This window comes from Veillonella sp. CNR 79/14, from assembly GCF_003992185.1.
In the GTDB taxonomy this organism is placed as follows: Bacteria; Bacillota; Negativicutes; order Veillonellales; family Veillonellaceae; genus F0422.
Genome location: NZ_RQVH01000003.1, coordinates 155,831 through 177,956, shown reverse-complemented (window position 1 = coordinate 177,956; position 22,126 = coordinate 155,831). Strand labels below are relative to the sequence as shown.

Sequence of the window (22,126 nt, the reverse complement as noted above, 5' to 3'; positions counted from 1 at the left end):
GCTTGAAATCTGAGGAAGAAGTACAAATTAATTACGATGCAATCAAAAAATTACATGACCATGCAGAGCTTTTAAAGCGTGAAATGCAAACTATCATGAACCACAGTTATCGCCAAAAGATTAAGGCGCAAGCGATGGTGTTATATCATGTATGCGATACAATTGCTACATATACTATGAGTCGCTCAAAGGCGATATATCAATGGGATACATTCGTTGTTGATATGATGGGATGTTACTATTTGCTCTATAGTGTTTACACCAGCAGGGTATTGGAATTGCGAGACGTGTTAGAAGTTTGTGAGAACAGTGATGAAGCATGGGCTAGTTTCGAGTGGATAATTGACGCTTTAAGAGACTTTGGTGAATCAGTTACACTTAGGGAACGAGATACATGGATTTATAACAAATAAAGGATGAAGGTTTAATAAATAAGGAGTAAAACATGAAAGTAAAGAATTTGGTAACGTTCTCTAAACGACTTAGAGAGGCAAGGGTTATTAAAGGACTAACACAATTACAAATGGCGCAACAAATTGCGGTATCCATTCAAAGCGTTAGAATGTGGGAGAATGGCACATCAAGCTTGACAGGTGTAAACCTAACAAAACTATCTGATCTGTTAGGAGTTAGCGAGGAATATTTGGCTGGATATGATGACGAGATTATAATCACCGAAGAAGTAACAGAGCATTTAGTAATTAGTAATAATTGTACAATAGTTGATATTAACGGATTAAAGGCATATGTAAGCAAATTAATGGATGGTTGTAATTTGAGTGGCAAAAAACGCATAGTAGTAGGCCATGCATTGGCGATTATTGAAACCGCTTTAAAAGAATGAGGTAAGTTATGACAGAATATGAAATTGAAGAATTGAAAGCGGAAGCCTTAGATTTAATCATGACCATGGCATATTGGCCAGGTAACAATGATGAAGAGTTTTGGAAGGTAAAGTATCAGGCATTGCCATTACTAAAACAGTTGAAGCCTGTACTCGATGATACTGAATTTGAAGAATTATACGAAATGTATGAACAAGCGATTATTTGGGTGGAGGGGTGAGTAGGTGAAGAGACGATATTTAAATAGTCGCAACAAACAAAACGTGCTGTTATTGGCCTGTATGAACCAAGAATCAAAGAATATGATTGAATCGTTTAATCTCCAGGGCGAATGGAAACGTAAGGCGAATACGATAGCGACGTTTGCTGAAAGTTTGATGAAACATGTCATTGAAGATTTGGATATGGAGCAACGTCGTCAGGTGATGCGGTTAGTTGCGCATTATGGTGTAAAGACAGTGCAGACATCCGCCTATACAAAGAAAGAGGAAGAGGAAAGCGACGAATATCTAGCGGTGCTAGTGGATCATGCGTTAGGTGGTACTTGCAAAAACTGCAATAGGAAAGATTTTACGAATTGCGAATTACGGACAGCCTTCATTCACGCATGTGTACCAGTATATGATGAATGCGCCGATGGTTGCCCCTACAAGGTGGAATGATGGTAAATACAATTAAAATTTATTGCGACTTTGTTTACCTAAACGAGTACATTAATACAGAGCGAAGGAACAAATACGCAGCTGCTAAGATTAAGGACGAGCTTACTAATGAGGTAGCGTGGCAATGTAAAGACAGACTGATTGTTAAGCCAAAAGGTAAAGTAGATATGATTTTCAAGTGGCATGTGAAGGGCCGTCACGATAGCGATAATATAGCATTTGCTAAGAAATTCGTATTAGATGGCATGGTGCAAGCTGGTTTGTTGGAAAATGATAGCCCTAAGTTCGTACGACATTTGGCAGATTACATTTACAGAGATGTGGAAAAATTACATACTGATTATGTGGAAGTGATATGGGAGGAAACAAATGAATAACGTACAGTTGTTAGGAAATTTGGTTAGAGATGTGGAGTTGCGATATACGCAAAGTGGTTCATCGGTAGCTACATTTACGGTAGCAGCGACTACTACCTATAAAGGACAAACTGGTGAAGCGAAAGAACTTACGGCGTTTGTGAATTGCGTGGCATGGGGAAAGAATGGCGAGTATATGAGCCAATTCATGAAAGGGCAAAAGGTATTCGTTCAAGGGCGCTTACAAACACGTTCCTATGAAGCGCAAGACGGTTCAAAACGTTATGTAACAGAAGTCGTGGTAGACTTCTGCACAGGTCAAGAACAGACACCAGGGGCGCAAACATCAACGAGCAACTTTGACAGCATGACGACATCACATGAGGAAATTCCGTTCTAATGTGGCGTATAAGCTCGATTTTGTGGATGATAGGAAATCTATCCAAAGTTCACAAAGTCGAGCAATATGACACTAAAATTTGAGTTTTACAGCGTGGTTGAACCGTGAAAGGTGGGATAGGTTGGAGATAGAGAATATACTCGAAGAAATGAGGAGTATAGCGAGGCAAATTGATTGTCTACGTGATGAAATACGAAAACTCAGAGCGGAGTGCGACGGCTTAAAGGCGACTGATTATAGCGCTCCCAAGGTGCAAGGCGGTACACCAACGGGCATTGATGACAGAGTTATCAAGCTAGAGGATAGGATTGAGCGACTCAAGGAATTGATTGAAAGACGATATACTTACGTTGATACAATCAACGAGGTATTGGACAATATGCCAACAATGGAGTATGCAACGATCATACGGAATCACTATTTGTACAATGAATCGTGGAGAGATATTGAACAAGTACTAAATATTAGCCGTGAAAAACTCCGAACGAAGCTGCATAAGGCGGCCTTAAAAGAATTTAAAAAAAGTTATGCCAAAATTGCCAACAATGTCAAGGCAATGTGATATTATAGTACTGTAAGAATGTTGGTTACGAGTTTTCAACGTTTTACACTCCTTACAAATTTTATAAAACCTAACACACAAGAAATGACGTCAAAAGCTGCGACGTCATTTTTTGTTGCAAAAAAAATGAAAGGTGGTGAATATATGACAGATGTACATTGCGATAGAAAGCAGTGCCTAAATAATTGTAAAGGATGGTGCAAAGCAAAAGCGATTCATATTGATGGTGCATGTCGGTCATATGCTTCACCCTCTTCAGTTATGAATGGGAGGCATCAAAGGACGGTGCGTACAAATGGACGAAAAACAGCTGCAGGTAAGCACGTATTAAAGTAGTTAGGAGGTGAGATAGTGGCTGGGTTACATAACAAAAAGCACGAAAAATTTTGTACTGAATATGTGAAAGATATGAATGCGACACAAGCCGCTATTAGAGCCGGCTACTCTGAAAAAACAGCAAGGTCACAAGGTAGCACCTTATTAACAAATCCAAACATTAAACAAAGAGTTGCAGAATTACGAGATGCCTACTTAGATGAAAATATTATGACGGCAAAGCAGGTTGAGTATGAATTGACTAAAATTGCATTGGGGCTATCGAATGAAAAGCAGGTTGTCATCGAAGGTCTAGGCGAGGGAATCTCAGAAGCCCGTATTATCGATAAGCCGCCTGATGAGAAATCAAGGCTTAAAGCACTAGAGTTAATGGCTAAACGTCATAGGATTTTGAGTGGAGATACGACCATAGATGTACAGCCAGTAATCATTATGGGCGGTGATAAGATTGCGGACTAATACCGTATATCTACCTGATATCGTAGGAAAGGGCTATGGCGACTTTTGGCGATTTAAGGGGCGGTATAAAGTGGTAAAAGGTAGCCGTGCTAGCAAGAAGTCCTCTACACAATCGTTGAAGGTCATCACAGAGATCGTGGAGAATCCACATATCAACTGGCTCGTAGTGCGTAAGGTAGAGCGAACACTTCGTGATAGTTGTTTTGCCCAGTTAAAATGGGCGATACGACGCTTGCAGTTGGATAGATATTTCAAATGCTCTACCTCTCCATTAGAAATCACTTATATACCGACTGGGCAGAAAATATTATTTCGTGGGTTGGATGATCCGCTAAAAGTAACATCTATTACGGTTGATGTGGGATCCTTATGTAGATTGTGGATTGAAGAAGCTTTTGAGATAACATCAGAGGAAGCATTCGATAGATTGGATGAATCCATACGTGGACGATTGCCCGAAGGAATGTATCATCAAGTAGTGCTCACCTTTAACCCCTGGTCGGATAAACATTGGTTGAAAAAGCGATTCTTTGACGCAGATAGTCCTAATATATTAGCCATTACAACGAATTATCTGTGTAACGAGTTCTTGAGTGACTCTGACCTAATACTGTTTGAGGAGATGAAAAAGAACCCTCGTCGATATAGAACAGCAGGTCTCGGTGGAAAACCCCGATTGCCGAGACGTTAATAAACCCATCTAAACGGGGGAACTACAGTGATGTACAATCCCGTACCAATTAAATATTTATTACTTCAAAAATAGGAGGTAAGCAATGATTGAGCTATGGAAAACTATTAAAGGATATGAAGGTCTTTATGAGGTTTCTAACACAGGAAAGGTTCGCAGCGTAGATAGAATTGTGAATGATAAAAACGGGCGACCGATGAAGCTGAAAGGTAAGGAGTTATTCTTTACAATAAGTAAAATTGATAACCGAGGGCATAAACCTAGGGCAAGGGTACAGTTATGGAGAAATAACAAATCTAGATTGCTACAGGTTCATCGGTTAGTTGCTAGTGCTTTTTTAGAAAATCCTGAAAATAAAGAAACGGTAAACCATATAGATGGAAATGCGCTAAACAATAATGTGCAAAATCTTGAATGGAGTACTTATTCTGAAAATCAAAAGCATGCATATGCTACTGGTTTGATGACTATTAAACGAAATTACAAGCCATCTAATGCTAGAAGAGTTGTAGCGATAAACGAAATTACTGGAGAAGAAATTGTGTGCGATAGTTGTACGCAACTAAGCCGTGAAATCGGATGCAGTAGAAGTACAGTAGACAAATGCGCTAAAAATAATGAGTTATTAAAAATGTCTACGTGCAAAGGGTATATCGTGAGATATTTATAGTGTCTAACGACTATCGAAAAGCGCTTGTTAAAGTGAACTGAGTAGAGTAGAGCAAAACGCTCGAAACGGTGGGCATAGCTAAGAGCTATGAAGATATAGTCTATTCTTCGAAAGAGGATTGGGGCATAGTAGAAGGGCTAGTATTCGATAATTGGGAAGAGCGAGTATTCGATGTAGAAGAAATAGCGAAACGGCCGAGTGTAAAGTCCGCATTTGGTATGGATTTTGGGTATGTCAACGACCCCAGTACATTATTTTGTGGGCTGGTGGATACGGTAGCCCGTGAAATATATGTATTCGATGAGATGTACCAAAAGGGTATGAGTAATGAAGATATCCTGACTAAAGTGACAGAAATGGGCTATGCCAAAGAACGGATACGTGCAGATAGTGCCGAACCCAAATCTATTGCCTATTTGCGTAAGCATGGCCTTAGGAATATACGGAGTGCAAAGAAAGGGGCTGATTCTATTCGTGCGGGTATATCTTTAATACAAGATTATAAGATTATCATTCATCCTAGATGTGTGAACTTCTTAACAGAAATAAATAGTTACACTTGGGACGTAGATAAATTCGATAATCGAATCAACAAGCCTATTGATGATTTTAACCATTTAATGGATGCCATGCGATACGCCATGGAAGATTTTGATGGGCGTAAGGGCGTTCGTATATTGAAATAAGGAAGGTGAAAGATTGGACATTGAATTAATTAAAAAGCTAATTAAAAAGCACATGCCTCGACATGGTGATGTAATTTCACAAATGATGGTATCTGAACGCTATTACATGGTAGATAACGATATCAACTATCTAAAAGAAAAACCCAAAAGCCAGGAAGAGGCACAACGAAAAGGCGACACGTTTAACCCTATGCATCAAGCAGATAATCGTATCGCCTATTCTTTTTACCCTTTGCTTGTGGATCAAAAAACCGCATACATGTTTACAGCTCCACCTATATTTGACGTTAAGAATGATGCATTAAACGATGCTATTCTTGAAGATTTAGGTGACGCTTACGAAAAGAAATGTAAAGATTTATGCGTTAAAGCTACAAATGGCGGTATCGCTTGGGTTCATTATTGGATAGATGAAGAGAAGAACTTTCAATGGGGCACCATTCCGGCAACTCAAATCGTGCCTGTATGGAATAATCATATCAATACTAAATTAGAGGGCGTGTTTAGGGTGTATGAAGACACAAACGAAGCAGGTGAAAACATCACGGTTTATGAATTTTGGAACGATAAAGAAGTACAAGCCTTCTCTATTCGAAGCGGTGATGTAGTAGACCAGCTCCAACCTTATTTAGCATTTGCAATGATTGACCCTACTGGTGCTATGGTTGAAGTCGATATTATGCCACATGATATGGGCGCAGTTCCTTTTATTCCGTTTGCTAACAATGCTACATATACGCCTGATTTAAACCGAATTAAGAAACTTATTGATGTGTATGACAAAACATACAGCGGTTTCTTAAATGATCTTGAGGATGTGCAAGAAGTTATATTTGTCCTGACTAATTATGGTGGCGAAGATTTAGCCGAGTTTTTAAATGGAATGAAGAAATATAAGGCAATTCAAATGGACTCTACTGGTCCTGATGATAAAAGCGGTATTTCTACATTAACGATTGATATTCCGATTGAAGCACGTAAAGAACTTCTTGCTATTACTCGTAAAGCTATCTTCGATATGGGGCAAGGTGTGGATCCACAGCAACAAGGCTTAGATGGAACAAGTGGCGAGGCAATGAAGTTCTTGTATACGTTGCTTGAATTAAAAGCTGGCATGATGGAAACAGAATTCCAGTTAGGATTTAATCAACTCATTCGTGCTATTTGTAAATTTCATGGTAATGACAAGATAACCATCAATCAAACATGGACTCGTACATCGGTTAAGAATGATAGTGATTTAGTTAACATGTGCTCTCAATCAATGGGAGTTGTTTCTAAACGCAGTATTCTCGCACATCACCCATTTGTTGAAGATGTAAACGAGGAACTTAAACAAATTGAAGCCGAAGAGGCGGAATCTAACAATGGTATTTATGATGATTGGCAACATGAACATCGTGACAATGGCTCTATAAACGACCATGATGACGATGATGAACACGGGGACCAATAGTCATATATATATATAAATTTAATCTCTAGTAACTCGTGGCAGGTAAACCACGGTAAAAACCGGAAGGAGAAAACATATGACATTTAAGGAACTATTAGAAAAATTGGGTATCGCAGAGGATAAAATTGACGAAGCGACAAAACAATTTAAAGAATTTCTCGATGGTGAATATGTTCCGAAGTCGCGTTTTAACGAGGTTAACGCGGAAAAGAAAAACCTTGAAACTGCTGTTGCAGATCGTGATAAGCAGTTAAAGACATTAAAGGACAGTGAGGGTGATATTACAGCTCTTAAAGATAAAATCACTAAACTGCAAGCCGAAAATAAAGCTAATGCTTTAAAAGCGGAGCAAGATTTGAAGAATTTGAAAATATCTACTGCTGTTCAATTAGCAATCGGTGATACGGCTCAGGACGCTGAACTCGTAGCTAACTTGATTGATAAGTCTAAACTCATTCTTGGTGAAGATGGCAAAGTAACTGGCTTAAATGAACAATTGAAGGAATTAAAAACAAATAAAGCATTCTTGTTCAAACCTGAAGGCGACCCTAAATTCAAATATGACCCTAATAAAGGAAGCGGTACGCCTACAAATAACCCATTCTCTAAAGAACATTACAATCTAACGCAACAAGCAGAACTATTCTCTAAAGACCCTGTGCGAGCTAAACAATTAGCAAGTGAAGCAGGTGTCGAGATTAATTTTTAACCATGGGAGGTAACTAATGGGAACAACTTTACAAGACATCATTAATCCTACGCCGTTTTTTGCGAATTATGTAGTCAATCGTACGGCTCAATTATCTGCAATTTTCCAATCTGGAATTATCACTCGCGATTCTCGCTTTGACAAATTAGCAAGCGAACCTGCACAAGTTCACAATATGCCGTTTTTCAACGACTTAACTGGAGATTCTGAAGATGTAGTGGAAGGGCAAGACTTAACGGCAGATAAAATTACATCTAACCAGGATACATCTACTACTATTCGTCGTGCTAAAATGTGGAGCTCTACTGACTTAGCTGCACAATTGGCAGGTACAGACCCAATGAAAGCGATTGGTGATTTGGCAGCAGGATTCTGGGCTCGCGACCATCAAAAAGAGTTGTTGAATATTCTTGATGGTGTGTTCGCTTCTACTAGTATGACAGATCATATCCTTGATATTTCTGTGAAAGAAGGTAAAGCAGGAAACTTCTCAGGGGAGGCTTTCATTGATGCAATGCAACTTATGGGGGACGCACGAAACTCCTTAACAGCAGTAGTGATGCACTCTGCTACAAAGTCTTATTTGGATAAATTGAATTTAATCCAAACAATTCGTCAATCTGATGCGTTATCTTTTGATACATACATGGGTCGCCGTGTTATCGTGGATGATAGTTGCCCTGTTGAAACAGATAAATACACAACATACTTATTTGGCGAGGGTGCAATTGCCTATGGGGTAGGTAATCCAGTGGGCTTAAAACAAGCGGCAGTTGATCGTGATGAAAAGAAAGGCTCTGGTATTGATTACTTAATCATGCGTAAAGCGTTTATTATGCATCCACGTGGAGTAGCATGGCAAAACAAATCCCGTGCACATGCAGAGTCTGTATCTCGTACAGAGTTAAAAGATGCTAAAAACTGGAAACGTGTATACGAGCCTAAACAAATTCGCATCGTTAAATTCGTACACAAATTAGGTTAGGACTATGGGCGCTGAATCATATTGGGCAAAGCGCAGTATCGAACGAGAGGAAGAATGGAATAAAAAGAGCCGTGAAACGATCGAAAAAGAGCTGACATCCCAATATGAGAGGTCAGCGATACGCATCCAGGGGAATATAGAAAAGTTGTACGGTAAGTTTGCTAGAGATAACGGCTTAAGTAAGGAAGAGGCTAGAAAGCTGATTACTGGCACAGAATATAGGACTTGGCGAAAAGATATTGAAGAATATGTGAAGGAATACAAAGAAACAGGCAATCCAAAAACATTACTAGAACTCAATACTCTTGCTATGAGGTCCCGTATATCTAGACTAGATAAGCTGTATAGTGAAACGCTCATTGAGCTAGATAAGCTAGGTCAGCATGCAGATAGGGCGGTAACAAGGTTTCTGAAAGAGGCGTATAAAGACAACCGCTTACATTCTGCATATGAACTCGCTAAACGTGGCAATGGGCCCTTGCAAGTTGCTGTAGATAGTAAACGTATGCAAGATGTGCTAAGGACCCCTTGGAGCGGTAAAAACTATAGTGAACGGATATGGAAGAACTCCGATAAGCTCGCCAAAACAATACAAGCTACTATTGTGAATGGCGTGCATCGGGGTGTATCTGTTAATACGCTAGCCAAAGAAGTACAAAAACGAATGGAAGTAGGCAAAAGCGATGCTGTTCGATTGGTTCGGACGGAACTCAACTATATTCATAATCAAGCTACTCTTGACTCATTACGAGAGGCTAAGATGGGGTATTTTCAATTTATTGCAACCCTGGATAAGCGAACATCGTCGGTATGTCGGAATCACGATAATAATGTATACCCTTTGGATGAAGCAGAGGTAGGCAGTAATGTACCGCCATTACATCCTAGGTGCCGTTCTACCATAGCTGGTGCATTAGGGCCTAAAAAGGGAACTAGTGGATCACGTACAGTAAAAGTAGAGCCTTCAAAAAAAGGGGATACAGTAAAATATACTAAAGTCCCACGAAATATGGCTTATGAAGACTGGAAAGCGGTGTATGTAGATAAATCTAAGACGTTTGGTGAGTGGCGTACTGAACAAAAGGCAAATAAACCAACAAAAGAAGTATTATCAGATAAGCCTACAAAAGAAATCACAGCAGATATGATACGCAAAAAAATGGCTAATATTGATTTGTCAAAAGCTAATCCTCAAGATATAATAAACTTAGGTAAAATGGTTGCTGAGAAACATTCGATAGTCGACATCATAGGGGATAAAGAGGCGTTGAAGAAAGTATTCAGTGAATACAGAGAGATGGGCTCTGTCGTACCAAAAGAGATGTGGGCTAAATATGGCAATAAGCAAAATAAAACAATGCTGCAAGAAGCGTTTTCATTCTATCCGAGTGATTGGTTGCAATATGTACAAGACAATAATTGTAAAATTTGTGCCCATAAAGCTAGTAGAGGATACTTCCATTATGGAACTCCTAATGGCAGAGTTGATTTTATTAAGGGTAAATATGATTCTGATTCTAACTATATAACCATTGCGATGAATGGCGTAAAAAAAACTACACCATACCATGAAATTGGTCATATGGTTGAACATTTCAATAAAGATGCATTGAGATTATCTCTAGAGTATAGAAGCATTAGAGTACAAGGGGAGCATTTACAATATCTTAGCGAGCTATTAAATTATAAAGGATATGGAAGAGAGCTCACATATGCTGATAATTTTATAAACCCATATATAGGTAAGGATTATGGTGAGCATGCTTCAGAAATTCTAAGCATGGGACTTGAAAGTGTTTTTTCTCCCAACGAAAATGGACATATAAAGAAGTTTAATTACAAAACAAACTCTTATGAATATGCTACAATTTCAGATGATATTGAGTATTTACATTTTATTGTTGGCATGATTTTAAAGGCGTAAAAGGTGGTGGAGTTGATGAATGATACAGAATACTATAAAGCAATAGAGAGATGCAATAAAATGCATGATTTATATTTATCTACGTTCGGTGAACATTCTTTAGATAGAGCTATTTATTGCGACCCATTAGATGATTCTGTAGATAGCATAAATGAAACCACAAGAAAACTTGCTAATGCTATTGCAAATAATCAACCTTTTGAACAAATGCCAGAGGAATTATGGCAAGAAATTATATTTTAAGCACTCTACATAGGGTGCTTTTTTAGTACCCAAAAGGAGGTGTGGCATGGGAAATGTGAAATATATAAGCTATGAAGAGGCGGTCCAGTGTATTACAGATACTGCTAATCGAATGTTGTTTATGGTGGATACTGCTGTGCATGAAAAAAGCCTAGAGCCTATTTCTTTATTTGCTGAAAAATTCGTATTAGATTGTATGGACTATTGCCATAGGACAGATTTCCCTCGTTCGTTGGTGTATACTGGTGCTGAACTTGCCGTTAAGTATAGCAAGGATACATTGAACCAATCACAAGGTCCGTTGAAGTCCCTAAAAGAAAATGATGTAGAGTTTACATGGGCTGTAACTGATATGTCACCGATTGGATGTATTAGTGAACAAGACTTCAATTCTATCAAGCCTAAGCTGAATTTGTATCGTAAGGTGGTATGGTCTAATGCTTAACCCCTGTAGTGCGTTACTTGCTCAGTACATGTATAAGGACAGATGTACGATTGCTAGGCAAGTAGAAACAACCGATGATATAGGAGCAGACGTATATGAAATGAAAGATATATATACGAATGTACCTTGCAAGCTAGGGCAAACCGGTCAAAGTAGCATGAATGGACAATCTACAGATAGGGCGTTTATGATCCAAGACCATTTGCGACTATCGTTGCCGATTGGATATGATGTGAAAGAGAATGACATCATCACCATTCAGCATAAAGGACAGACCTTTGTTATGCGCTCTGATACTCCGTTCAAGTACATGTCGCATCAAGAGATAGCATTATTTAGGATTAGTGAGGCGTAGTATGGGAGTAACAATTAATGGTTTTGATAAACTGAACTCAAAATGGAAACGAATACTTGCAAAGCATCCAGAGCATAGGGATACATTGTTGGCACAACAAGCAGAATTGCTCACCAATGATGTGAAGATGAAAACCCCTGTTGATACAGGTACACTTCGTAATGCATGGAAACGTACACCTGTTAATGGTGGGTCTGTAGAAGTGTACAATAATACAGAGTATGCGAACCATGTTGAGTATGGTCATCGGACACCAAAAGGCGGATTTGTGAAAGGTCGTAAAATGCTGCATAGGTCTATGGTAGGGTTTAAAAGTAAATTCCTTAACAATACCAGGGTGATTATGAGGAACCTATTAGATGATTAGATTACGGCACATACAAAAGGCTCTGTTAGAGCTTTTAAAAAGTAAATATCCAAATTATAAGGTATATTTCGACAACGTAGAAAAGTCGAATGTGCCTTATTTTTATGTAGAAATGTTTGTGCATACTGGGATAGGAGACGATACCTATTTTGATAGAACGGTGCAAATTGATATCGCATTTAGGACGATGGAGGATAAGCAAGGAAGAATTAAGCGATCCGAATTATATGATATGTCGGATAGTTTGGAATGCTTAATTAGACCAGGCTTCGCAGTCGATGATAGGCATATTACTATCAATGGCTTTGAGCATACGTTTATGGATGAAGTATTGCACTTCATTTTTAATTTAGAGTTTGCCGACGTCTTTACAGATGAAGAGGTTGGATTCATAAAAGCAGAGTTAATGCAAACGTTGTCATTGCGTTTAAATAATATTAATTTAAAGGAGAATGAACATGGCGAATGAAACAGAAAAATTTGGTTTACCGCAGGTCTTGATTGACTTTAAAACTAAGGGGGTAACAGCCATTAAACGGTCGGCGCGTGGGGTTGTAGTGCTGATTTTAAAATGTGAAACAACAGATGTGAGTAACAAATATCGCATCTCAGATGTTTCTGAAATCCCAAGCAAAGTATTTGATGAAGCGACTACAGACTTGATTAAAAAGTGTTTAGATGGAACTCCATTGCGAGTATTAGTATATACATTACCGAAAGAAGATGTAGTAGGTGCACAACACACACAAGCTACATTGTTAAAACAATTGAAGCACATTCGATACAACTACATTGCAGCGCCTACAGGTACGGAACAAGATCAACAAGATTTAGCATCTTATGTAAAAGCGGAGCGTAATAATGCTCGTAAAACAGTGAAAGCTGTTGTTGCTAATGTGGCAGCAGATCATAAAGGCATTATTAATTTCTGTGCAGATGAAATTAAGGTGGTTAAAGGCAAGGAAAGCTCCGGTAAACCTACATACAAAACGTATACTGCTATTGAATATACAGCCCGTATTGCAGGTATTCTTGCAGGTCTTGCACTAGACCGCTCAGCAACGTACTTTAAATTGACAGAGGTAGAATCTGTTAAAGTATTTGAAGATTTGACTGACCGCATTGATCGTGGAGAGTTACATTTATTTGATGAAGAAGATGGTGAAGGAGTTAAAATCGCACGTGCATGCAATTCCTTACAAACATTCACTACTGATGAAGGCCAAGAGTTCCGTAAAATCAAAATTATGGAAGGCGTGGACATGGTAACAGACGATATCCGGGATACGTTCAAAAAATACTATGTTGGTAAATACATCAATGATTACAACCATAAAATGCTATTTATTTCGGCAATTTTGGTATATTTCGGACAATTGGAAGGCAATGTATTAGATAATCGAGCAGGCAACACCGTAGATATTGATGAACAGTTCCAAAAAGACTATGCCATCATTAAAGGCGAGGATGTATCTACAATGACTCCAATGCAAATCCGTGAATACAACACTGGTTCTGAAATTGGATTAGCTGGTAAGGTTAAATTCGTGGATGCAATGGAAGATTTAAAAATTAGCTTTACGATGTAATAGGAGGCAATAACACATGGCAAGAGCAAGCGAAGATGTAAAATACAGAGGTCGTCGTCGTTGGAATGGATCTCACGGCAAAGTGTGGTTAGACGGCGAGTTAGTGTTTGAAATTGAGAGTTTTGAGTGTACTGTAGAGGCACAACGTGAAGATGTAATTATCGGTAATTCTGTTGACTCAAAAACTACAGCGTTAAAAGGTGAGGGTACGTTTAAGATCAAAAATGTTATCAATCGAAACTTCCGAAAATTACATGAGGCATGGTGTGCAGGGCATGATCCTCGTTCCGTCATTTCTGGGTTGCTTGATGATCCTGATGCGGTAGAGGGTCAAAAAGAGCGCCTTACTATTGATAATGTGTGGTTTACGAAATTAACGCCGTTACACTTTGAAAAAGGTAAAGTCGTGGAAACTGAAATTCCGTTTGGTTTTACACCAGAAGACTTAAAGTATATTGAATCAATTGACTAATAGAAAGGGATTACAAATATGGCAGTATCAATCAGTGATTTAATTGCAAAACGTGAAGAGATTAAAGAGCGCAAGGCTCAAAAAATGACTATTATGACTTCTATTGGTGAGGTAGTGGCAAAGAAACCATCTGCGTATTTAATGGCAGAGGCATTTGGGCTGGACGAAGGTGGCGATGAATACTTAGTTTATAATTGCATTGAAGAACCAAATTTGAAGGACAAAGAATTACAGGAGGCATATGATTGTCATGATCCAATCGATATTGTGAACAAACTGTTTGACTTCGGCGAAATCAAAGGGATTTCAACTATATTAATTAGTGCAGTTGGCATGGGCAAGAAGCTTGACTACGCTATTTTAGATGAAATAAAAAAGTAATAGAAGAAGACTGGGAGGCGGCTACGGCCGCCTATCTAGTACTGAAAGGTCATACTTTTGAATACTTTTTTAACCTATCTATGGCAGAAAAAGTGATGTGCTATGTAGGAATGAACAAAGAACGAGAAGATCAGGTAAATGTCGCTAAACTTGCTATAAAGGAGGTATTCGGTGGCTGATACAGAAATATTAGGCGTTGTAATATCTCTTGATGACAAGGGATTTACAGACGGAATAAAGAAAGCTAAAAATTCCACAGATGGGTTATCGCAGTCAACAAAAGCATTAGTTCCGGGATTATCCTCTGTTGAAAAGAGTATGGGGACGGCTTCAGGCGCCGCCCAAGGCATCAGTAATAAAATCAAAGAGGCTAACGGTACATTAGATAAGTTTAAACGTGCAGCAAGGGATACTATTGTTAAGCTTCGAGTTAAGGATGACGCTACTCCTACCGTTAAAAAGATAAAAGATGAACTGAACAAATTTAAAGGCAAGGTCTATACCGCAACCGTAAATGTGAAGCAGAACTTATCTGGTGTCGCAGGTAAGGCAGCGGATACGGTAAGTGGAGCAATGTTTGGTGCAACTGCACAAATGGCAGGCATGGCAGGCATTGGATTTGGCGTATTTGATGCTGTAAAAGGCTATGCAGACTTTGAAGAAGAGATGTCAGCGGTAAAAGCTATCTCAGGAGCTACAGGTGATGAATTTAATCGGCTTAAAGAGAAAGCAATCCAAATGGGTGCGGATACAAAGTACAGCGCATTAGAATCAGCTCAAGCATTCCGTTATATGGGGATGGCCGGCTGGAAGACCGGAGAGATGATAGACGGTATTGCGGGTATCATGAACTTAGCTGCGGCATCTGGTGAAGATTTGGCTATGACTGCTGATATTGTGACAGATAGCTTATCTGCTTTTGGTTTGCAAGCTAAAGACTCCGCTATGTTTGCGGATGTATTGGCAGCAGCTGCTATTAATTCGAATACGAATGTTGCTCTTATGGGGCAAACCTTCAAATATGCTGCACCAGTAGCTGGTGCTTTAGGTTTCACAGTTCAAGATACCGCAACTGCAATTGGTCTTATGGCTAACCAAGGCATCAAAGGAAGTGAAGCTGGTACAGCGTTACGATCTACGATGACAAGAATGGTCAAACCTACAAATGATTCTGCTGAAGCGATGCAAATATTAGGGCTCAATATATTAGATGCTAATGGCAAAATGAAGCCTTTTAGAGATATTATTAAAGATATTCGTTCCGGGATGAGTAAGTTAACTCCAGAAAGTAAAGCTTCAGTGGCAGCTATGTTGGCAGGTCAAGAAGCTATGTCTGGGTTATTGGCTTTGGTTAATTCCTCAGATGCAGATTTTGATAAGTTAGCGAGTGCGATTGATAATTCTAATGGTGCTGCGCAAAACATGGCCAACATTAGAATGGACAGCCTAAAAGGTGATTTGGAGCAACTATCAGGAGACTGGGACTCTTTCACTACAAAAATTATGGGCGGTGGTATTGGAGGTTTCCGTGAGATTGTACAAGGCATCGATAATTGGTTCGCTGGATTTGCTGAGAATGTGGAGACAAATGGGCTCAATGTTAAATCTATCATAGACGGCATTACATCTGCGGTTAAAGAGCTAGTAGGGCAAACCGTAAAAATGGAAGGCCTGCCATCCATTTTATCTGGAATTGCGTTGGCGGTAGCTGGCGTGGGAGCTTTTAAATTCGGAAAGAAAATAAAGAACCTATTTAAGAAAGGTAAAGGAAGTTCCTCTGGCGGTGGAGATGGAACTGTTGGCGAAATGACAGTAAATGCCCTACAGGTCACTTTAAATGCTGCCAAACTATTGCCTGGAGTTGGTGAAGGTAATTTACCGGGCTTGCCAGGAGGCAGCGGAGGCAAGCGACCTTCAAATTATCCACCGAACACAACCCCTAATTATCCGAATAACTATCCTACTAATACACCTTCAACTCCTGCTAGTGGCAAAGGTCGCAAGTATGGTCGAAAAGCCTGGGATAATACTAAAAGCGCAGTACGTAAATCTTGGGATATGACTAAAGCTTTAGGCGGCAAGTCTCGTGATGTTATTAAAATCGTAGGAAGCAAGTCTTTAGGGGTTGCTAAATCTACTGCACAAAAATCTTGGGGCATTAGTAATGAAATCAGGAAAGGCATTGGCGAAGTGTCTGCTAAGTCTTTTAAAGGAATAAGCAAAGAAGGCTTAATGAAAGTCGGAGGCAAGGCGGCAATACCTTTATCTTTGGCCATGGGTGCTTATGATATCGCTACATCTGAGAATAAAGGAAAAGCTGCAAGTGGCATGGCTGGTAGTTTGGCAGGTGGTTTAGCTGGTGCCAAATTAGGAGCTATGGGTGGAGCGGCATTAGGCTCTATCATACCTGGCATTGGTACAGCCGTAGGTGGTGCGTTAGGGGGCTTAATTGGCGGTGTTGGTGGCGCTATCTTTGGTGAAGAAATAGGTAACAGTATCTATGAAGGAATCACAAATAATCTTGAGGGATTAAAGCAGTGGTTCTCTAATACATGGAAAAGCATATATGATGGTGTTGTTTCTAATTTTGATGGCATTAAGCAATGGTTTAGTGATACATGGGATACTGTTGTTAGCACATGTACACCTATCATTAATACGATAGTGGGTGTAGTCGCAATGGCTTATGATGGTATCGTTTCTATATGCTCACCGTTAGCAGATTGGTTTAGCTCTACCGTGTGGCAACCAATTAGCAATTTTGCGCAAAGCACTACCGATGCAATTACAAGCGCTTTTGATGGCGCATGTAGTGCGGTAAAGGGAGCGTGGAGCGGAATCGTTGGATGGTTCAATGAAAATGTATGGGGGCCGTTAAAACAATTTGGGCAAGAAGCGTTATCTACCATTGGTGGTGGAATAAATTCTGCTATGGAAAAAGGCTCATCTATTACAGGTTTAAAATTAAGTGGCCATGCGACAGGTAGTAATTACTTTGGCGGTGGCTGGACTGAAATTAATGAACGTGGCGGTGAGATTGTAGATTTACCTAGCGGATCAAGAATATACCCACATGCAACTACCGAAAAAATGTTAACTGAACAATTTAGCGGTGCGAATAGTGGCGGTAATAACTATTCTATTAGTGGCAATACATTTGTAGTACGTGAAGAGGCTGATATTGATAGAATTGCACATTCTTTATTTTCTATGATTGCGTCCGCTGAAACGAACTATGGAGGTGTTTAATGGCAAAATTAGTAGCAGGAATAGGTAGGGCATTGTCCTACCTATCCGTTATTATGGGTAAAAGTGGCAATCAGTACCCTACTATTATCTTATCCCAAGGGAATGAACGGTTAGTCTTGCCCGTGACCCCTACAAAGTATGATGTAGGATTTGAACAAGAACATAAATCTGTAGACATTACACAAATTGGTGAGGTCTTATTATTTGGCAATCCTAAACTAAAGACACTTTCGTTTGATGGATTCTTTCCAGCGAAAGATTACCCTTTTATCGTAGGTGATAAAAGAAAGCCATCAGAAATTGTATCGCTTATTGAAAAGTGGTCAGTATCTAAAAAGCCAGTTCGTGTGATTATTTCCGATGGGCCTATTAATTTAATGATGGCAATTATGTCATTTCCATGGAAGAAACAAGAAAATACAGGGGATTTGTATTTTACTCTTAGTTTTAAAGAGTACAAAGATTTGAACACATCCACCGTAAGTGATGAAACAAAGGCGGTAGATTCTACTACAGGTTTAAAAGATAGACCGACAATGGAAAGTAAGCCAACAACGGCAACCTTATTTAATCGAGGTTCAGATGTATTAGATGCAGCCAAAAAAGCTTATGGAAATTACAAACAATATGAACGCATTATCCAATCTAATGATTTAAAGAACTTGGCGATTAATAATCTAAGCCAACTTAGAAAGCTAAAGGTGAAATGATGATTATTAAACATATAGATTCTGTTGAAAATGACATTACTCATTTAGTTAATTCTGCTACATGGTCAGGTTCAAGGATACAGGCGGCTAGAAAACTAGAGTTTTCTTATACGCAAGATCCAAGAGATCCGAACTTTCCAGTATATGCGCTGAATATAGGGGAAACAGTAAAGGCGTATTCCGAAGATGGGGACCTTCAATTTGTAGGTAATATTTATGCAACGGAGCGTAAAACATCTGCATCAGCGATTACGGTGACATGTTACGATAATCTCTTTGTATTAAGTAAGTCAAAAACTACTAGGAAGTTTACTAACATGACAGCTGAGGATATCACTAAGGCTGTATGTAAGGAAATGGGAATTAAAGTAGGTAATTTGGCTGAAACAAAAGAAAAGATGACCTTTATTGCGAATAATAAATCAGGGTACCAGATTATTGTTATGGCATATACAGAGGCCTCTAAAAAGACTGGCAAGAAATACCAAACCATGATGGAGGGCGATGAGTTAGATGTTATAGAAAAAGGCTCATTAATTGAGGGCTTAGTAATCGACCAGTATAGGAATATTACGGATTCATCCTACAAGGAAAGTATCGAAAACATGGTCAATAAGGTGATGGTTACGGATGATAAAGGTAACTTAATTCGTTATGAAAGTAATGACGACCATATCAAACGATATTCCATGATACAAGAGGTTTACAAGGAGAGTAAAAACAAAAACACCGCTGAAGAGGTAAAGGCGATCTTTAAAGGGCCAGAGCGTAGTGGTACGATTGATTGCTTAGGAGATTACGATGCTTTATCTTCGTATTCAATTGAGATACGCGATATCATTGCTCAATTGAGCGGTAAATTTTGGATTAAAAGTGATACCCATACTTTCCAAAATGGGCAACACACGATGAAATTAGAGATTGAGTTTGAAAATATTATGACCGAAGAAAAAGTAGATCATTCTTTAGAAGAAAAGGAAGCAAAACGAAATGAGCGCGAAGTTAAAAAAACTGAAAAGGCCGCTCAAGGGAAAGGCCGGCGGTCAACAAAGAAACAAAGTAAAAGAAAGGTAGAGATACACTATGTACAATGATATACCGAGCGCGGCGCATTCTATGGCAAAGGTAGTGGACACTATCCATGGAATTGCAAAAGGCGAACAACCTATGGGAATGCGTATAGGTGTTGTTACCTCTCCATATCCAAACCTTGTAATTAGGGTCGATAACATCGATATTACCAACGAACAGATTTATATTAATGATTATTGGAAGCCAGATCATTATCGGGAAGCAAAAGGGCATATCATAAGTGCAACACAGCCTCGTTCAGGTGGTGGTGGATATGCTGAGTTCGCTAGCCATACCCATGATATTCATAACGATTATACAGATACTATCATTATGACGGATACGCTCCGAGTAGGGGATGAGGTAACGGTATTCCCTGTATACGGTCAAGAAGAACAATTATATTATATTGGGCAGAAAGTGGTGAAACTATGAGTGCGGAGTTCCCTTTTGTAGGTGGCTTAACCATACAAGAAAGAGAGCAAGAATTACCCGTATTCATTGAATATGATTGGGATTTTGAACATAATACTTTCAAACTCGATAGTCTTGGTAATCGAATTAAAGTGACTGCTGATGATGCACTAAAGGTTTGGGTTTATAAAGCCTTAATGACGGAACGCAATCAATATCTAGCCTATTCTAGGAGATATGGAATAGAACTTAAACCATTTATTGGTGATGTGATGAGTGTAGGTGAGCGCTATAGCGAGTTGAAACGTGTGATTATCGAATGCCTAATGGTTAATCCGTATATTAAATCTGTTGATAGTGTTGAATTTGAAGAGGTTCAGGACAAAGTAGAGTGCTTTGTCACTCTTACGACAATATATGGAGGTTTAAATATTAATGTTTAAAATACCTAATTCAGATGAAATACTTAAGGAATTACAAAACCAGTGTACATCACCATTTAGCAAATTTGAGGGTACATTTGAGTACGATGTATTTTCGTCAAATGCTATTGAATTTATGAAAACCTATGTAGAACTTGGAGAACTATACAAAGTAGCATTTGGTGATACGGCATATGGTGATTTCTTAACAAGAAAGGCCGCCGACAGTGGAGTAATTCGAAAAGAATCTACAAAGGCTGTTGGATTTGTTACGGTAAAAGGCAATGGAGAACTTCCTAAAGGGAGTCAATTTGCAACACAAACAGGCGTGTTGTTTGAAACCTTAGAGGCTGTGACGGTGGATACACAGGCTACTGTGAAAGTGGAGGCTGTGATACCTGGTAGTATTGGTAATGTAACGGCGCAAGCGATTTCTGTAATACCTATGTCGATACCAGGGATGCTAAGTGTTTCAAATGTCGAACCTATGCAAGACGGTTTTGAAGCGGAGACGGATGAAGAACTTAGAACAAGATACCTAAATCATGTACGAAATCCTGGCACATCAGGTAATGTTAACCATTATTATGAGTGGGCGATGTCAGTGGCAGGAGTCGGAGGGGCTAAAGTTATTCCTACGTGGAATGGCCCAGGAACAGTAAAAGTGATTGTCGTAGATACGGAATATAAAGCTGCATCCAAAGATATTGTTGCTAAGGTACAATCTTACGTTGACAAGGTGCGCCCAATGGGGGCTGTTGTTACAGTAAAAACGGTGGAACCTACAACAATTAATCTATCTATTCACCCTGAAGGCGCATTTAGCAAAGACGTATTTAAGGAATTGGTCAAAGCATATTTTATTGCTTTGGAACAACAGGTAATTAAAGGTAATCAGACAGTTAAGTTATCAGTTGCTAAAATTGGTAGTTTGGCACTAGATGCAGGAGCGATAGATTATACGAGATTATTGGTAAATGGTCGAACCGAGTCTATTACATTAGGTGTGGATCAATTAGCTGTATTAGGCGAGGTACAAGTCGTATGATGTTTAATTTGTTGAGAACCTATAAAGTAGATGTCTTGCGATATTTGCCTAAGTTCTTGAGCAACGACAATACTTTTAAAGGAGCGCAAGATTCCTTAAGCGAAGAACATGAGAAACAGCGGTTGCTTATTATTGATATATGTAAGCAGCTATTTGTGGAAAGTGCAACCTGGGGCTTAGATGATTGGGAGCGAGTATATGGATTACAGAATAAGCATTTGCCCATAGACCAACGGCGTAATTTGTTGTTAGTCAAAATGCGTGGAGCACAAACAATTACGGAAAGTCAATTACAAGAGATTGTAAATTTGGTGTATCCACCAAAGAATGCGATAGTACTAGAAAATACAGGTCCTAATACGTTTAAGATTATCGTTAATACAATAGATGCACTTGATGAAATCAGAAGAGTCGTAGAGATTTATAAACCCGCGCATCTATCGTATTTGCTTAGTCATGCCTTTACTGGCAAAGCCCCTATGAGGATTAGTGGGGCGGTGTCGCAAATTGAACGAATTTATATTATGCCGCAAAAATCTGATAGAACGATCACGACAAATGGTCCTATAAGTAAACCAGTTGGCGCAATCGCTATTAGAAGTCGGTTACAGTTTTAAAG

30 protein-coding genes are annotated in these 22,126 nt (G+C 39.1%); all 30 read left to right on the top strand.

Annotation, left to right across the window (positions count from 1 at the left end; all coding sequences use genetic code 11):
• Positions 1-2: 2 nt before the first annotated feature.
• Entirely contained in the window at positions 3-413 is a 411-nt protein-coding gene (locus EO119_RS01980; protein ID WP_126940481.1) for a hypothetical protein, read from the top strand.
• A 32-nt stretch (positions 414-445) separates the two neighbouring features.
• On the top strand, positions 446-844 hold the full coding sequence (locus tag EO119_RS01975; protein WP_126940480.1) for a helix-turn-helix domain-containing protein: 399 nt from the start codon (positions 446-448) through the stop codon (positions 842-844).
• A gap of 8 nt (positions 845-852) precedes the next feature.
• Complete coding sequence (locus tag EO119_RS01970; protein ID WP_126940479.1) at positions 853-1,065, top strand: hypothetical protein; 213 nt, start codon at positions 853-855, stop codon at positions 1,063-1,065.
• Positions 1,066-1,069: 4 nt separating this feature from the next.
• Positions 1,070-1,507 carry a DUF5651 domain-containing protein gene (locus EO119_RS01965; RefSeq protein ID WP_126940478.1) on the top strand — a complete coding sequence of 146 codons (438 nt, stop codon included), beginning with the start codon at positions 1,070-1,072 and terminating at the stop codon, positions 1,505-1,507.
• Positions 1,504-1,884 (top strand): hypothetical protein, encoded by a 381-nt coding sequence (locus tag EO119_RS01960; RefSeq protein ID WP_126940477.1) that lies wholly within the window; start codon positions 1,504-1,506, stop codon positions 1,882-1,884. Before EO119_RS01965 ends, EO119_RS01960 begins: the two co-directional genes overlap by 4 nt.
• Positions 1,877-2,263: a single-stranded DNA-binding protein gene (locus EO119_RS01955; protein ID WP_126940476.1), complete on the top strand. Its 387-nt coding sequence runs from the start codon at positions 1,877-1,879 to the stop codon at positions 2,261-2,263. The genes EO119_RS01960 and EO119_RS01955 overlap by 8 nt, the downstream gene beginning before the upstream one ends.
• Positions 2,264-2,384: 121 nt before the next feature.
• Positions 2,385-2,825, top strand: coding sequence for a DUF1492 domain-containing protein (locus EO119_RS01950; protein ID WP_126940475.1), 441 nt, complete (start codon positions 2,385-2,387; stop codon positions 2,823-2,825).
• 351 nt (positions 2,826-3,176) lie between these two features.
• Positions 3,177-3,620 (top strand): terminase small subunit, encoded by a 444-nt coding sequence (locus tag EO119_RS01945; RefSeq protein ID WP_126940474.1) that lies wholly within the window; start codon positions 3,177-3,179, stop codon positions 3,618-3,620.
• Entirely contained in the window at positions 3,610-4,311 is a 702-nt protein-coding gene (locus EO119_RS01940) for a PBSX family phage terminase large subunit (RefSeq protein ID WP_240632795.1), read from the top strand. Before EO119_RS01945 ends, EO119_RS01940 begins: the two co-directional genes overlap by 11 nt.
• Before the next feature lie 85 nt (positions 4,312-4,396).
• The gene (locus EO119_RS01935) at positions 4,397-4,981 is read left to right on the top strand and encodes an NUMOD4 domain-containing protein (RefSeq protein WP_126940473.1); all 585 of its coding nucleotides are present in this window, start codon (positions 4,397-4,399) and stop codon (positions 4,979-4,981) included.
• Between the two features lie 68 nt (positions 4,982-5,049).
• Positions 5,050-5,667 (top strand): PBSX family phage terminase large subunit, encoded by a 618-nt coding sequence (locus EO119_RS01930; RefSeq protein WP_126940472.1) that lies wholly within the window; start codon positions 5,050-5,052, stop codon positions 5,665-5,667.
• Between the two features lie 13 nt (positions 5,668-5,680).
• Entirely contained in the window at positions 5,681-7,123 is a 1,443-nt protein-coding gene (locus EO119_RS01925; protein ID WP_126940471.1) for a phage portal protein, read from the top strand.
• A gap of 76 nt (positions 7,124-7,199) precedes the next feature.
• Entirely contained in the window at positions 7,200-7,832 is a 633-nt protein-coding gene (locus tag EO119_RS01920) for a phage scaffolding protein (protein ID WP_126940470.1), read from the top strand.
• Positions 7,833-7,848: 16 nt separating this feature from the next.
• Complete coding sequence (locus EO119_RS01915; RefSeq protein ID WP_126940469.1) at positions 7,849-8,817, top strand: major capsid protein; 969 nt, start codon at positions 7,849-7,851, stop codon at positions 8,815-8,817.
• A gap of 4 nt (positions 8,818-8,821) precedes the next feature.
• Positions 8,822-10,741: a minor capsid protein gene (locus tag EO119_RS01910; protein WP_126940468.1), complete on the top strand. Its 1,920-nt coding sequence runs from the start codon at positions 8,822-8,824 to the stop codon at positions 10,739-10,741.
• Positions 10,742-10,756: 15 nt separating this feature from the next.
• Positions 10,757-10,984 (top strand): hypothetical protein, encoded by a 228-nt coding sequence (locus EO119_RS01905; RefSeq protein ID WP_126940467.1) that lies wholly within the window; start codon positions 10,757-10,759, stop codon positions 10,982-10,984.
• A 46-nt stretch (positions 10,985-11,030) separates the two neighbouring features.
• Positions 11,031-11,429: a hypothetical protein gene (locus EO119_RS01900; protein ID WP_126940466.1), complete on the top strand. Its 399-nt coding sequence runs from the start codon at positions 11,031-11,033 to the stop codon at positions 11,427-11,429.
• On the top strand, positions 11,422-11,784 hold the full coding sequence (locus EO119_RS01895) for a hypothetical protein (protein WP_126940465.1): 363 nt from the start codon (positions 11,422-11,424) through the stop codon (positions 11,782-11,784). Before EO119_RS01900 ends, EO119_RS01895 begins: the two co-directional genes overlap by 8 nt.
• A 1-nt stretch (position 11,785) precedes the next feature.
• Positions 11,786-12,151: an HK97 gp10 family phage protein gene (locus EO119_RS01890; RefSeq protein WP_126940464.1), complete on the top strand. Its 366-nt coding sequence runs from the start codon at positions 11,786-11,788 to the stop codon at positions 12,149-12,151.
• Complete coding sequence (locus EO119_RS01885; RefSeq protein ID WP_126940463.1) at positions 12,144-12,620, top strand: DUF6838 family protein; 477 nt, start codon at positions 12,144-12,146, stop codon at positions 12,618-12,620. Before EO119_RS01890 ends, EO119_RS01885 begins: the two co-directional genes overlap by 8 nt.
• Positions 12,610-13,740 (top strand): phage tail sheath C-terminal domain-containing protein, encoded by a 1,131-nt coding sequence (locus tag EO119_RS01880; protein ID WP_126940462.1) that lies wholly within the window; start codon positions 12,610-12,612, stop codon positions 13,738-13,740. Before EO119_RS01885 ends, EO119_RS01880 begins: the two co-directional genes overlap by 11 nt.
• Before the next feature lie 16 nt (positions 13,741-13,756).
• A complete protein-coding gene (locus tag EO119_RS01875; protein WP_126940461.1) occupies positions 13,757-14,212 on the top strand; it encodes a phage tail tube protein in 456 nt (151 codons plus the stop codon).
• An 18-nt stretch (positions 14,213-14,230) separates the two neighbouring features.
• Positions 14,231-14,593, top strand: coding sequence for a hypothetical protein (locus EO119_RS01870; protein ID WP_126940460.1), 363 nt, complete (start codon positions 14,231-14,233; stop codon positions 14,591-14,593).
• Positions 14,594-14,764: 171 nt separating this feature from the next.
• The gene (locus tag EO119_RS08235; RefSeq protein ID WP_126940459.1) at positions 14,765-17,842 is read left to right on the top strand and encodes a phage tail tape measure protein; all 3,078 of its coding nucleotides are present in this window, start codon (positions 14,765-14,767) and stop codon (positions 17,840-17,842) included.
• Positions 17,842-18,552 carry a phage baseplate protein gene (locus tag EO119_RS01860; RefSeq protein ID WP_126940458.1) on the top strand — a complete coding sequence of 237 codons (711 nt, stop codon included), beginning with the start codon at positions 17,842-17,844 and terminating at the stop codon, positions 18,550-18,552. The genes EO119_RS08235 and EO119_RS01860 overlap by 1 nt, the downstream gene beginning before the upstream one ends.
• Entirely contained in the window at positions 18,552-19,646 is a 1,095-nt protein-coding gene (locus tag EO119_RS01855) for a hypothetical protein (RefSeq protein WP_206168782.1), read from the top strand. Before EO119_RS01860 ends, EO119_RS01855 begins: the two co-directional genes overlap by 1 nt.
• Positions 19,636-20,058: a DUF2577 family protein gene (locus EO119_RS01850; protein ID WP_126940457.1), complete on the top strand. Its 423-nt coding sequence runs from the start codon at positions 19,636-19,638 to the stop codon at positions 20,056-20,058. Before EO119_RS01855 ends, EO119_RS01850 begins: the two co-directional genes overlap by 11 nt.
• Positions 20,055-20,480 carry a DUF2634 domain-containing protein gene (locus EO119_RS01845; RefSeq protein WP_126940456.1) on the top strand — a complete coding sequence of 142 codons (426 nt, stop codon included), beginning with the start codon at positions 20,055-20,057 and terminating at the stop codon, positions 20,478-20,480. Before EO119_RS01850 ends, EO119_RS01845 begins: the two co-directional genes overlap by 4 nt.
• Positions 20,473-21,507, top strand: coding sequence for a baseplate J/gp47 family protein (locus tag EO119_RS01840; RefSeq protein ID WP_126940455.1), 1,035 nt, complete (start codon positions 20,473-20,475; stop codon positions 21,505-21,507). The genes EO119_RS01845 and EO119_RS01840 overlap by 8 nt, the downstream gene beginning before the upstream one ends.
• Entirely contained in the window at positions 21,504-22,124 is a 621-nt protein-coding gene (locus EO119_RS01835; RefSeq protein WP_126940454.1) for a putative phage tail protein, read from the top strand. The genes EO119_RS01840 and EO119_RS01835 overlap by 4 nt, the downstream gene beginning before the upstream one ends.
• Positions 22,125-22,126: the final 2 nt, after the last annotated feature.

Bases quoted from the DNA above. Each gene is read 5' to 3' on its own strand.
- EO119_RS01850 (WP_126940457.1), top strand. From the start codon at position 19,636: ATGTACAATGATATACCGAGCGCGGCGCATTCTATGGCAAAGGTAGTG.
- EO119_RS01960 (WP_126940477.1), top strand. From the start codon at position 1,504: ATGATGGTAAATACAATTAAAATTTATTGCGACTTTGTTTACCTAAAC.
- EO119_RS01840 (WP_126940455.1), top strand. From the start codon at position 20,473: ATGTTTAAAATACCTAATTCAGATGAAATACTTAAGGAATTACAAAAC.
- EO119_RS01880 (WP_126940462.1), top strand. From the start codon at position 12,610: ATGGCGAATGAAACAGAAAAATTTGGTTTACCGCAGGTCTTGATTGAC.
- EO119_RS01970 (WP_126940479.1), top strand. From the start codon at position 853: ATGACAGAATATGAAATTGAAGAATTGAAAGCGGAAGCCTTAGATTTA.
- EO119_RS01920 (WP_126940470.1), top strand. From the start codon at position 7,200: ATGACATTTAAGGAACTATTAGAAAAATTGGGTATCGCAGAGGATAAA.
- EO119_RS01900 (WP_126940466.1), top strand. From the start codon at position 11,031: ATGGGAAATGTGAAATATATAAGCTATGAAGAGGCGGTCCAGTGTATT.
- EO119_RS01845 (WP_126940456.1), top strand. From the start codon at position 20,055: ATGAGTGCGGAGTTCCCTTTTGTAGGTGGCTTAACCATACAAGAAAGA.
- EO119_RS01905 (WP_126940467.1), top strand. From the start codon at position 10,757: ATGAATGATACAGAATACTATAAAGCAATAGAGAGATGCAATAAAATG.
- EO119_RS01935 (WP_126940473.1), top strand. From the start codon at position 4,397: ATGATTGAGCTATGGAAAACTATTAAAGGATATGAAGGTCTTTATGAG.
- EO119_RS01975 (WP_126940480.1), top strand. From the start codon at position 446: ATGAAAGTAAAGAATTTGGTAACGTTCTCTAAACGACTTAGAGAGGCA.
- EO119_RS01955 (WP_126940476.1), top strand. From the start codon at position 1,877: ATGAATAACGTACAGTTGTTAGGAAATTTGGTTAGAGATGTGGAGTTG.
- EO119_RS01915 (WP_126940469.1), top strand. From the start codon at position 7,849: ATGGGAACAACTTTACAAGACATCATTAATCCTACGCCGTTTTTTGCG.
- EO119_RS01895 (WP_126940465.1), top strand. From the start codon at position 11,422: ATGCTTAACCCCTGTAGTGCGTTACTTGCTCAGTACATGTATAAGGAC.
- EO119_RS01875 (WP_126940461.1), top strand. From the start codon at position 13,757: ATGGCAAGAGCAAGCGAAGATGTAAAATACAGAGGTCGTCGTCGTTGG.
- EO119_RS01835 (WP_126940454.1), top strand. From the start codon at position 21,504: ATGATGTTTAATTTGTTGAGAACCTATAAAGTAGATGTCTTGCGATAT.
- EO119_RS01855 (WP_206168782.1), top strand. From the start codon at position 18,552: ATGATTATTAAACATATAGATTCTGTTGAAAATGACATTACTCATTTA.
- EO119_RS01890 (WP_126940464.1), top strand. From the start codon at position 11,786: ATGGGAGTAACAATTAATGGTTTTGATAAACTGAACTCAAAATGGAAA.
- EO119_RS01910 (WP_126940468.1), top strand. From the start codon at position 8,822: ATGGGCGCTGAATCATATTGGGCAAAGCGCAGTATCGAACGAGAGGAA.
- EO119_RS01870 (WP_126940460.1), top strand. From the start codon at position 14,231: ATGGCAGTATCAATCAGTGATTTAATTGCAAAACGTGAAGAGATTAAA.
- EO119_RS01860 (WP_126940458.1), top strand. From the start codon at position 17,842: ATGGCAAAATTAGTAGCAGGAATAGGTAGGGCATTGTCCTACCTATCC.
- EO119_RS01885 (WP_126940463.1), top strand. From the start codon at position 12,144: ATGATTAGATTACGGCACATACAAAAGGCTCTGTTAGAGCTTTTAAAA.